The following is an 11,308-nucleotide window of genomic DNA, read 5'->3' on the forward strand; positions in this document are numbered from 1 at the left end:
CTTCGAGTCCGACGAATACCAAAAAGCCCGCGGAGCGATCCGCGGGCTTTTTGTTTTCATTGGCGACGTCGGCCAGCCACGCCAACCGTCACCCAGGACTTTTCTGGGGCCATCGCGCCGCACCGGTGCCAGCGCGAGAGGAGGAATGGATGCCGGAACAAGTCCGGCATGACGGCTATTCCTCGGATACCGTTTCCCGCCGCCCCTTGAACCCTTGCGCCACGACATACCATTCGGACGAGCCCTTGCGGCTCGCGGGCGGCTTGGCGTGCTTCACCGTCTTGAAATTGCGCTTCAGCTCCGCGACCAGCGAGGCGTCGGCGCCGCCGGCGAACACCTTGCCGACGAACACCCCGCCCGGCTCGAGCACATCGACCGCAAAGGCCAGCGCCGCCTCGACCAGCGCCATGGTGCGGAGCGCGTCGGTCTGCGGATGGCCGACCGTATTGGCCGCCATGTCCGACAGCACCAGGTCTGGGGCGCCGCCCAGCGCCTCGGTGAGCTTGTCCGGCGCGGCATCGTCCATGAAGTCCATCTGGAAGATCGTGACGTCGTCGATCGGGTCGACCGGCAGCAGGTCGATGCCGACGATCGCCGTCTTGGGCGAGCGCCGCCGCACCACCTGGCTCCAGCCGCCGGGCGCGATGCCGAGATCGACCACCCGCCTCACCCCGCGCAGGAAACCGAATCGCTCGTCCAGCTCGATCAGCTTGTAGGCGGCGCGGCTGCGATAGCCCTCGGCCTTGGCGCGCTTCACATAGGGATCGTTGAGCTGGCGATCGAGCCAGCGCGTCGATTGCGGCGTCCGCCGCCGCGCCGTCTTGACCCGGACCCGAAGCCCGCCACCATCCTTGCTCATAAGGCTTTCCCACCGATCAGCCGGCGCAATATGCCTTCGCGGATACCGCGATCGGCGACGCCGAGCCGTTCGGCCGGCCAGAGATCCAGAATCGTCTCGAGGATCGCACAGCCGGCCACGACCAGATCAGCCCGCTCATTGCCGATACAGGGCATGGTGGCGCGTTGGGCAAGGCTCATCCGCGACAGGTCGCTGCTGATCCTGCGCATCGAGGCGGCCGGCACGATCAGCCCGTCGACCGCCGAGCGGTCATAATGCGACAGGCCGAGATGGACGCTGGCCAGGGTGGTGACCGTGCCGCTGGTGCCGAGCAACCGCGGCCGCTCCATCCCGGTCGGCAGGCGGGCGGCGAAACCGGCGAAGCTGTCGGCGACGAGTCCGCGCATCCGCGCATAGGCTGCGGCCAGGCCGTCAGGGCCGGTCCCGCCGCCCGCGCTCTCGGTGAGCGAGACGACGCCCCAGGGCGCGCTGTGCCAGTCGAGCACCACCGGGACCTTGGGCCGCGTGTCGACCAGCACCAGCTCGGTCGATCCGCCGCCGATGTCGAACACCAGTGCGGGGTCCTCGCCGGGCTCGATCAGCGCATGGCAGCCGAGCACGGCAAGCCGGGCTTCCTCCTCGGCGGAAATGACGTCGAGATGAATGCCGGTTTCGGCATAGGCGCGGGCGATGAAATCGGGGCCGTTGCTCGCCCGCCGGCACGCCTCGGTCGCAACGGAGCGCGACAGGGCGACGTTGCGGCGCTTCAGCTTGTCGGCACAGACCTTCAGCGCGGCGAGGGTGCGGTCGATCGCGGCGTCGCTCAGGCGACCCGTCGCCGCGACACCTTCGCCCAGCCGGACGATTCGCGAAAAGGCGTCGACCACGGCGAATCCATCGCCCTGAGGCCGTGCGATCAGCAGCCGGCAATTATTGGTGCCGAGGTCGAGCGCGGCGAAGTGACGCGCCTCCGGCCAACGCGCGCGTCCCGCCCCGGGATTCTTTCCGGGAGTTGGCGCCGAACGGGCAGGTCTGTCCTGCCGGTACGGCATCTTGGGCGATTGATCCCCCATGCCGTGTGTACTCGCTTTTATGTTCTGCCGTCGCGTCGGCCCCGGGGGGCCGCCGTTCGGTGCTTGGGGAAAGCGTAGCGCAGGCAATGCCATGCGGCAAGCAGCACACCTGCGGTCGGTTGACAGCCCCGGCGCGGCCCCCTAGATCGCGGGCCGCGTTGCCCCGTCGTCTAATGGTAAGACTACGGACTCTGACTCCGTCTATTGAGGTTCGAATCCTCACGGGGCATCCATTTCCCCACCTTGAGCATGTGGGGAGCCATCAGCTCTCAGCATGTTAGTCGCCGGACCGCCAACGAACGGCGCCACCGGATCGCACTTGGCTGCGTTGGTCGGAAATCCTTGCCGGCAGCCGAGGCACGTCCGTGTCGAGCCGGTCACCGACCCATATTTGATCAGTTGTCGTCATCTCCCAGCGGTGTGGCCCTGAGGACACAGTCTGACGAAGACCGTGCTCGTGGCGGGATCATATTGCAGTTCAGACGGTTAACGCCTCGCCTTAACACGAGGACAGTAAACATGCGTACCATATTGTTTATCGCGGCCGCGTCGGCCGCGTTGATTTCCGGCGGCGCTTCCGCTCAGGACAATCCCACATCCTTTCGCGGCATTCGCATCGAGGGAAATATTGGCGGGGACCGCTTCCAGTCCCAGGGCGTCCATAACGACAAGCTCGGTTATGGCGGCACGGTCGGCTTCGACGGTGTGATCGGTGACAGGATCGTGATCGGCCCGGAGGGCAGCTACTGGCGCGCCAATGACTGGACGGAGAACTGCACCTCCGCAAGCAACGGATCAACCTGCCACAAATCCTTCGAGGAATGGGGTGCCGCGGTTCGGGCGGGCGTTCTTGTAACACCGCGCGCGCTGGTATTCGCCAAGGGCGGCTATGTCAGCAATGAACAGCGCAAGCGCTTCACCGCGGGGCCGGGTGGCGGCTCCTTTTATGACCATTTCCGGACTGACGGCTATCAGGTCGGCGGGGGCGTGGAGTACACGGTCACTGAAGGCCGGGTGCCCGCCTATGTGAACGTGCAATATGTCTATTCGCAATATAACGATCATACGTCGCGCCAGCGCCTGATGGCAGGCGTGGGTATCCGCTTCAAATAGGCCTCACGACCAGCGGGAGGCACGTCCTCCCGCTGGTTCGTCCCAATGGGTCAACGCAACTCGGACTATAGTTCGCGGCGCGGCCCGCCGCTGCGCGGCTCTGACGGGACGCGACCCGCCATGCGCGCCGACGCTTCTTCCATGCGGATGCGCGAACGCTCCAGATGGACCCGCATCGCCGTCTCGGCCGCCGCCGGATCGCGCGCGAGCAGCGCGTGGATGATCTCGGCATGCTCCTGCGCTGCTTCCTGGGGCGCATTGGTGTTGAACAGGAAGCGGAAGATGTGGAGGTGCATGTGCAGCCTCTCGATCGTCTCGGCGATCAGATGGTTGCCGCTGCCGGTCGCGACCAGGCTGTGCAGCATCGCATCCGCCTCGGCGAAGCGGGCATAAGCGACGCCGGTTTCCGCCTGGATCCGGTCCATCTCCTCTTCCATCGCCGACAGCTGGCGCAGCATGTCGTCGTTCATCGATTCGGCGGCGCGCGCGGCGGCATAGGGTTCGATCAGCTGGCGCAGCACATAAAGGTCGCTGACCTCGGCGGGCGTCATCTGCGCGCTCGCATGATAGCCGACATTGGGGACCTTGATGACGAGCTTCTCGGCCTCGAGCCGGCTCAGCGCCTCGCGGATCGGGGTCTGCGAGATGCCGAGCTTGCGCGCGACGGCGTCGATCCCGATGCGTGTGCCCGGCGCGATCTCCATCGACACCAGCATCGACAGGAGATGCTCGTGCGCCCAGGCGACCAGGGTCGGCACCGGGGCTGGCCGCGGCGAGCGATAGCCGGCGGGGAAGGCAAGGGGGGAGTCGGTGGTGTCCATCTAGGTCTCGAACTGCAACGGCGCCGTGGCGTCTATGCAACACCTATAGGATATCGGATCACCGCGGGAAAGGACGATCGCGGTGCATAGGGTAACAATGGGCCTATCGCCCCGTCCCCGCAGGCCAGCCCAGGCGTCATCAGCGCCCGCGCTACCAGCCTATTTCCAGTATTTGCCGGCGAACTGGATGAAATAGGGCCAGTTGGGGTTGGGGGTGTGGCCTTCGGTGTGCTGGCGGTATCCGATATCGCCCGTGCCGAGATAGGTGAGGATCGGCGGGAACGTTGCGGTCTGCAGCCCCTTCCTGCCAAGCAGCGTCCAGACCGGGCTGGCCGCCGCCGAGGCCATGAACATGCCACGCGCATCGACCCAGCCATCACCGGGCACCGCGGAGAGTGGCGTCATGATCAACGCGCCGCCGCCGATAAACAGCGGCCGGGGCGCGACCATCGCGATAAGCTCGTGGCTGTCGACCGACATCTCGCTGGCATTGTGGCCGATGGCCGCGAATTTGAGGAAATTGCCCGCGAACCAGTGAAATTCACTGACCGCCGCCAGATTGGGAATGCCCTCGCCGAAATTGCGGCGATAGAGCGCGGCACCGCCCGCGCCGGAGGAGGAAATGAAGCCGGTGGCGAAGCGCTGGTCGTACGCGAGCGCGACGAGCGCTGCCTTGCCGCCACGCGAATGACCGAAGATCGCGACCTTCTTCGCATCCACCTGCCTGTCGGTCGCGAGATAATCGAGCCCCCGGCTCGCGCCCCAGGCCCAGGCGCGCAGCACGCCCCAATCCTCCAGGCTGCGCGGCTGCCCCTTGTTGACCAGGCCGATAATGCCTTGCGTCAGGCCCGCCGCATTGTCGGCCTGCACGCTATTGGTGTCGAGCGTCGCGAAACCCCAATTCTTCGCCAGCAATTGCTCGCGGTAATCGGGTCCCGGCGGCAGCGCCGGCGCGCCCGGTGGCCGCGGGCGCGGATTGACCGAGCCGAACGACATCACGACCGGCACGCGCTTGCCCCGGGCGGATGCCGGCGTCGACAGGTTCATCAGGATATCGACGGTGATGCCGGGCGCCGCCGCGTTGTCGACATGGCCGACCAGCTTCCGGGTGACGACAGCGGTCGCGCCGATCGTCTCCTCCACGGTTTCGGCGACACGCCAGGTCACCATCGGCACATTGGCCGGCACCCGGCCATAGACCTCGCGGTCGAACAGCTCGGCAATCTCGGCACGGTGGGCGGGCCATTGTGATGCCCTGGTCAGCTTGACCCCGGCATTGCTGGTCAGGGGATCGGGGAGGTTGGGAAAGGGATTGGCCCGGGTCTCATCGAAATTGGCGAAATCGGGCTTGCTCGGATCGCGCGCCGAGACGGTCGGGGTCAGCGCGGTTATTCCCAGCAGGTGCATCTCGCGGGTCCGTTCCGTCGCGGATTCGGCCGTGATGCGATCGCGCTCCGGATCGGCCGGCGGGGCCGCCGGCGCGGGTGGCGTCTGCGCGGCGCGGATCGATGGGGCCGCCAGCGCGGTGGAGATCAGCAGGAGCGCTGCAACGGAAAGCCTTCCCTTCACGATCTTCTCCTGGGCCAGTGATAAAAAGGCGGGGCGGCGCCGAAGCGACGCCCCGCCAGGTGTCCCGCGCTCGGGAGCGACGGGAGGGGTAGGGTGAGCGCCGGGTGGCTCAGCGCTTGTACAGCGGCGGTGAGCCGGCAACCTTCGTCCGGAGACGGTAGATGCTGGTCGAGCCGGTGAAATAGAGATCCTTGCCGTCGGCCCCGCCCCAGGCGAGGTTGGCGGCGACTTCGGGCAGCTTGATCTGGCCGAGCAGCTTGCCCTGCGGCGAGATGATTCGAATGCCGCCCGGGCCAGTGCTCCAGACATTGCCGGCGGCATCGGTCTTCAGCCCGTCCGGGCCGCCCCGGCCCATGCTGCGATCATAGGTGAACAGCACGCGCGGGTTGGACAGCGCGCCGTCATTGCCCACGTCATAGGCGCGGGTGAACATCTCCGGCCCATAGCTGTTGACGTAGAAGGTCTTGCCGTCGTTCGAGAAAGCGAGGCCGTTGGGCAGCTTCAGGTCGGTGACCATCGGGGTCAGCTTGCCGTTGGCATAACGATAGACCGCGGCGAAGGGCTGCTCGAGCGGCGGCGACGGCTCCATGTTCATCGGGCCGAAGGGCGGATCGGTGAACCACAGCGCGCCGTCCTTGGCAAAGACCAGATCGTTCGGGCTGTTGATCTTCTTGCCGTCATAGGTGCTGAGAAACGGCTTGATCGCAAGCTTGGCGTCAAGCCGCGACAGGTTGCGGCCGCCCTGCTGGGCATAGACGATCGTGCCGTCCTTGTCGGTGGCCATCGCGTTCGGCCCGAGCGTCTTGCCCGGCTTCGGGTTGGGATAACCGCCGGCATGATCGACCAGCAGCTCGACCTTGCCGTCGGGCGTGACCGCGCGGATTTCCTCGCCGCCGACATCGGAGAACCACAGCCGCCCTTCACGCCACATCGGGCCTTCGACGAACTTGAAGCCGGTCGCGACCTTTTCGATCTGCGCATCGGGCGCAATCAGGGCGTCGAGCGCGGGGTCGGCCCGCACCACCTCGGACTCGGGTGCGGCGGGCGGCGTCTGCGCGGACGCGCTGATCGCCGCGATCCCGGCACTCATGACAAGGGCGTATTTCAGCACGGACTTCATCGCTTTATCCCCTCCAGGGTTATTCTCGTTCGGCCGGGAAAACCCGGCCGCAAGTCTCACTTCGCGGGCTTGGCCGGTTCGGGGCCGAAATTCGTCGCGAGATAACCGATCACCATGGTCATATCGTCGGGCGTCAGATCGGCGCCGCGATCGACCATCAGCTGCACCGTCGCTGCCCAGTCATCGGCGCTGCGGCGCTGGTTGAACACGCTCGCGGTCGAATGGCAGGTGCTGCAGCGTTCGTTGATCACGACCAGCGCCGGGCCGGGCGGCGGCGCCGGGGCGGTGCTCGCCGCCGCCGGCGCCGGCGGCGCGCTCTGCGCCTCCAGTCCACGAGTCGCCACGACCGCAAAGGCCAGGCCCATCACACTCAACGCTATCTTGCGTACAGACATCTCGACCCGATACTCCAGTTACAAACTTACTTCGGCAGCGCGAACGCCAGCACGGCATCGCTCGATACCGGCGAGCCGTTGAACCCGCCGGTATCGACCGCCGCGACATATTGGCGGCCGCTCTTGCCGGCATAGCTGATCGCCGAGCCATAGATCGCCGCGGGCAAGGTCGCGGTCCACAGCACCTTGCCGGTGCGGGTATCGAAGGCGCGCATCTTGTTCTCATCGGTGCCGCCGAAAAAGGCGAGGCCGGACGCGGTGACGATCGGCGCGCCCGAGCTTAGCCGGCCCGTATCGCGCATGCCTTCCGGCAGCGTATCGGTCGTGCCGAGCGGCACGCGCCACGCGATCTTGCCGCTGTTGACGTTGACCGCGACCATCTCGCCCCAGGGCGGCGGGCCGCACGGCGTGCGCGTCTCGCGATCCCAGAAATAGACATAGCCGCGCGCCAGCCCCCAGGAACCGTCCGCCTGCTTGGCGAGCTGTTGCGGGCTGGCCAGCGAGTTGACATTGGTGATGTAGAGTCCCTGTTTGGGATCGAACGCACCCCCTCCATAGTCGATGCCGCCCAGGCTGCCCGGGAAGAAGGCGACGGCCGAATCCGCCCGGAACGGCTGGAACATCTTGCTTCCAACGATCTTGTAATCGTCGACCACTTTCTGGCAGCGCTGCTTCACATCGGGCGTCATCGCCGCCATTTCCGACATGTCGAACGACAGGCGGGTCAGTGGCGGCGGCGTCGATGGCATCGGCTGAGTCGGTGACGGGACTTCGCCCGGGATGTCGGTGTCGGTCGGAACCGGCACTTCCTTCACGTCGTAGATCGGCTTGCCGGTGACGCGGTCGAGGATGAACATGATCGCCATCTTGCTCATCACGGCGATCGCCGGGATGGTCCGGCCGTTCTTCTTCACGTCCATCAAGGTCGCGGCGGGCAGGTCGACGTCCCAGATGTCATGATGCACGACCTGGAAATGCCAGAGATATTTGCCGTTATTGGCATCCACCGCGACGATCGAGTTGCCGTAGAGATTGTCGCCCTTGCGGTCCCCGCCCCAGCGATCGAAGCTGGGCGCGGCGATCGGCAGATAGGCAATGCCGCGCTTTTCATCGACGACGATCTGCGTCCAGACATTGTTGCCCGACCGGTTCTTCCAGCTATCGCCTTCCCAGCTGCCGAAGTTCTTCTCGCCGGGCTGCGGCACCGTGTGGAAGGTCCAGACCAGCTTTCCGGACCGCGCGTCCCAGGCACGCACATCGCCGCGCGCACCGAGCGACGGGGTTTCCTGTACGCGCGACCCAGTGATGATCAGATCACCATAGATTGCCGGCGGACCCGACATGCCGAATTGCGTATTCGGGTTTCCGTTGGTGATCTCCGGCGTCTTCATGTTGACCACGCCGTTCTCGCCGAAGCCGGGCACCGGCACGCCGGTGGCGGCGTCGAGCGCGATCAGCCGGCCCGAGCGGGTGCCGAACACGATCTCCGGCCTGGCCTTGCCCGAGCCGGGCCAATATTGGACGCCGCGCGTCGAGGCCTGGTCGCGTTCGGGCATCTGGTAGGCCCAGAGTTCCTTGCCGGTATCGGCATCGAGCGCGACGACCTTGCCGTAGGGCGAAGGGAAGTACATCACGCCGTTCATCACGATCGGCGTCGCCTGCGACGAGGAGAAGCGCGGTCGTGGCGGTGGCGGCGTGTTGGCCGGTGCCTCGGGGTTTACCGGGAAGGCAGGCACGACGAAATTCGACGGCTTCATGTTGTAGGTCCAGGCGACCTGAAGCTTGTCGACATTCTGCGGCGTTATCTGGGTCAGCGGCGAATAGCGCGACGCCCCCTGGTCATTGCCGTAGCTGGGCCAATCCTTGCCGGCGGGCGCGGCGTTGAGCGTGGTGGCGGCGGCGGCGATCGTCGCGGCGCCCGCGAGCAGCAGCGCGACCCTCAACGGGCGGTCCTCGGACGAGCGGCCTGCGCGGCCATGTACGACGCCTTGGACGCGAGGTCCTTCGCTACACCGATCACCATCATGTCGAGGGGAGCCGCTCCTGTTGATCGAATCGACCGGGACTGGCCCAGGTCGACGGGGATGACATCCCCGGTGTGAATAGCCGCTGTCTCGGATCCCACGGTTGCTTCGCCGTCGCCCGAGATGACCAGATAGACCTCGCTCATTTCCGCCATGGTCCGGGCACCGACCGAGGCGCCCGTCGGGATGCGGAGATGATCGACATAGGACCAGGGAGTCGAGAACACGCTCGGCTCGAACGCGCGGCGATACTGCACCGTGCCGGTGCCGCCATCCATGCCCGCGACCGCGCGCAGCTGGGCCGGATCGAAGCGCGCCGAGATGAACTGCGGGATCGGGTCGAGCGCCACGCCGGTGCGCGGATCGTTCAGGTTGAACGCGTCGTAAGTCTTGGTCAGCCCAACATTGATATTGACCCATTGCACAGGCTTGTCAGTGGGATTGTAGATGCCGTGCGCCTGACCCATCCGGTCGGGCACCGCGGCCGGGCCCTTGATGAGTGAGGTATGGCCGTTGATCGTGAACTGCGCCTCGCCGTCCAGGATGACGAACATTTCCTCGCACCCATTGTGGAAATGCTCGCCGATGCCGCTTTTCGGCGCGATCACGCCGCGATGGACGAAGATCAGATTGGTGCTGAGCGCATCGGCACCGAAGATCTGGCCGAACTCCATGGATCCGGCGCCGGCATGAACGCCTTCGCTGTGACGGAACTTGGTCGGATCAGTGTGCCCGATGCGCTGCGCCAGCGGTTTGGCGGATGGGGCCGGAGCAGCGGACTGCCCATGGGCGGCAGCGACAATGAGCATCGGCGCGACGATCGCGCACGCCAGATAGTGCTTCCTCAATCCAGATCTCCCCTCGGCGTCTCCGCCGGCTCCTTGCGGGGCCGGCTCAGACGTTGTTCTTTGTTTCGACGGATGCTAGCAGGGTGCAATATCATATACAATATGATCCTGAGCCATTTGGCGACAGGGCGCGGATTAGCGAGGGGATAGACCATGATGACGGAAGCGAGGCGCTCGCAAGTGCGGGTCTTATTGATTTTCCTGCTTTTTATGCTGAGCGCAGTCGCGTTCCTCGACCGGACCAACATCTCGGTCGCGGGCGTGCAGATGCGTCAGGAATATGGAATCGATCAGATTCACCTGGGCTGGGTCTTCAGTGCCTTCCTCATCGGCTATGCCGCCTTCCAGGTTCCGGCCGGTTGGCTCGCGGTCAGGATCGGGCCGCGCAAAGCCCTTACTTATGGCGTCATCTGGTGGGGCCTCTTCTCCGCCGCGACCGCTTTGGTCTCTCCCGCCTTCGGCAGCACCGTATTGCAGCTGATCATCGTCCGTTTCCTGCTCGGGGCGGGTGAAGCGGTGATCTATCCGGCGGGCAACCAGCTCCTGTCGCGCTGGATCCCGATCCAGGAGCGCGGCAAGGCCAATGGCCTGATCTTTGCCGGCGTCGGCGCGGGTTCCGGCCTGACCCCGCCGCTGATCACCGCGCTCATCGTGTTCGGCGGCTGGCGCCTGTCCTTCTATGCCTGCGCGCTGATCGGCATCATCGTCGGCGCCATCTGGTATGTCCTCGCGCGCGACAAACCGGAAGATCATCCGGCCGTCTCCGCATCCGAGCTCGCCCATATCCGGGCGGGCCTGCCCGCCCTGTCGACCGCTCCAACGCCTGCCACGCCGTGGGGCACGATCCTGACCGATCGTAACGTCTGGGGCCTGTTCATCAGCTATTTCTGCTTCGGCTATGTCGCCTGGCTCTTCTTCAGCTGGTTCTTCATCTACCTGGCCGAGGTGCGCCATGTCGATCTGAAGACGAGCGCGCTGTACAGTTCGATGCCGTTCATCGCGATGACCATCTGCTGCCTGAGCGGTGGCGTCGCGAACGACCGGATCGCCAAGAAATACGGCCTGTTCTGGGGTCGCAGCGGCCTGGCGGTGGTCGCTTTCATCCTGACCGCCGGTTTCCTGGCTGCGGGATCGCAGGTGACCAGCACTGGCCTGGCCGTGGTGATCCTGGCGGGCGGGGCGGGTGCGCTCTATCTGTCGCAAAGCTCGTTCTGGTCGGTCACCGCCGATATCGCGGGCCCCTATACCGGGGTCGTCTCGGGCTTCATGAACATGGGCTGCCAGATCGGCGGCGCGATCACGGCATCGCTGACCCCGTGGATCGCGGCGGAATATGGCTGGATCGCGGCGTTCGGCACGGCCGCCGCGCTGGCGGTGGTCGGGGCAGTCGCCTGGTGTTTCGTGCGGCCCGACCGACTGATCGTTGCCGAGCGGCCGGCCGCGCCCCATCTCGAGGCGGTTGCCGCCTGACTTTTCGCCGACGGGCAATCATCGACTATAGTGCCGT

General features: G+C 65.8%; 10 protein-coding genes and 1 tRNA gene. 3 read left to right on the forward strand and 8 right to left on the reverse strand.

Going from position 1 to position 11,308, the window contains the following annotated elements; translation table 11 throughout:
* Positions 1–175 precede the first annotated feature (175 nt).
* A complete protein-coding gene (locus ACZ1I2_RS02910; RefSeq protein ID WP_465171103.1) occupies positions 176–859 on the reverse strand; it encodes an RlmE family RNA methyltransferase in 684 nt (227 codons plus the stop codon).
* On the reverse strand, positions 856–1,911 hold the full coding sequence (locus ACZ1I2_RS02915; protein ID WP_465171102.1) for a Ppx/GppA phosphatase family protein: 1,056 nt from the start codon (positions 1,909–1,911) through the stop codon (positions 856–858). Before ACZ1I2_RS02915 ends, ACZ1I2_RS02910 begins: the two co-directional genes overlap by 4 nt.
* 159 nt (positions 1,912–2,070) lie before the next feature.
* On the opposite strand from ACZ1I2_RS02915, the gene ACZ1I2_RS02920 reads away from it, so the two are divergent.
* Together ACZ1I2_RS02920 and ACZ1I2_RS02925 are read left to right on the forward strand one after the other, a co-directional pair.
* Positions 2,071–2,144, forward strand: a tRNA-Gln gene (locus ACZ1I2_RS02920).
* A 286-nt stretch (positions 2,145–2,430) separates the two neighbouring features.
* Positions 2,431–3,024 carry an outer membrane protein gene (locus ACZ1I2_RS02925; RefSeq protein ID WP_465175203.1) on the forward strand — a complete coding sequence of 198 codons (594 nt, stop codon included), beginning with the start codon at positions 2,431–2,433 and terminating at the stop codon, positions 3,022–3,024.
* Positions 3,025–3,089: 65 nt separating this feature from the next.
* On the opposite strand, the gene ACZ1I2_RS02930 is transcribed toward ACZ1I2_RS02925, so the two are convergent.
* The 6 genes from ACZ1I2_RS02930 to ACZ1I2_RS02955 all read right to left on the reverse strand — a co-directional run bounded on the left by ACZ1I2_RS02930 (position 3,090) and on the right by ACZ1I2_RS02955 (position 9,801).
* Positions 3,090–3,845, reverse strand: a complete 756-nt coding sequence (locus ACZ1I2_RS02930) for a GntR family transcriptional regulator (protein ID WP_465171100.1) — start codon at positions 3,843–3,845, stop codon at positions 3,090–3,092.
* Between the two features lie 159 nt (positions 3,846–4,004).
* Positions 4,005–5,414 (reverse strand): alpha/beta hydrolase family protein, encoded by a 1,410-nt coding sequence (locus ACZ1I2_RS02935; RefSeq protein WP_465175202.1) that lies wholly within the window; start codon positions 5,412–5,414, stop codon positions 4,005–4,007.
* Positions 5,415–5,523: 109 nt separating this feature from the next.
* Positions 5,524–6,534: an SMP-30/gluconolactonase/LRE family protein gene (locus tag ACZ1I2_RS02940; RefSeq protein WP_465175201.1), complete on the reverse strand. Its 1,011-nt coding sequence runs from the start codon at positions 6,532–6,534 to the stop codon at positions 5,524–5,526.
* A 56-nt stretch (positions 6,535–6,590) separates the two neighbouring features.
* Positions 6,591–6,929 (reverse strand): c-type cytochrome, encoded by a 339-nt coding sequence (locus tag ACZ1I2_RS02945; RefSeq protein WP_465175200.1) that lies wholly within the window; start codon positions 6,927–6,929, stop codon positions 6,591–6,593.
* A 26-nt stretch (positions 6,930–6,955) separates the two neighbouring features.
* Entirely contained in the window at positions 6,956–8,872 is a 1,917-nt protein-coding gene (locus tag ACZ1I2_RS02950; protein WP_465175199.1) for an outer membrane protein assembly factor BamB family protein, read from the reverse strand.
* Positions 8,869–9,801, reverse strand: a complete 933-nt coding sequence (locus ACZ1I2_RS02955) for a cupin domain-containing protein (protein WP_465175198.1) — start codon at positions 9,799–9,801, stop codon at positions 8,869–8,871. Before ACZ1I2_RS02955 ends, ACZ1I2_RS02950 begins: the two co-directional genes overlap by 4 nt.
* 210 nt (positions 9,802–10,011) lie before the next feature.
* Between ACZ1I2_RS02955 and ACZ1I2_RS02960 the strand changes: the two genes are divergently transcribed.
* Positions 10,012–11,271 (forward strand): MFS transporter, encoded by a 1,260-nt coding sequence (locus ACZ1I2_RS02960; RefSeq protein WP_465175197.1) that lies wholly within the window; start codon positions 10,012–10,014, stop codon positions 11,269–11,271.
* The last annotated feature ends 37 nt before the right edge of the window (positions 11,272–11,308 follow it).

It is taken from the genome of Sphingomonas sp. BL-S-29 (assembly GCF_055521495.1).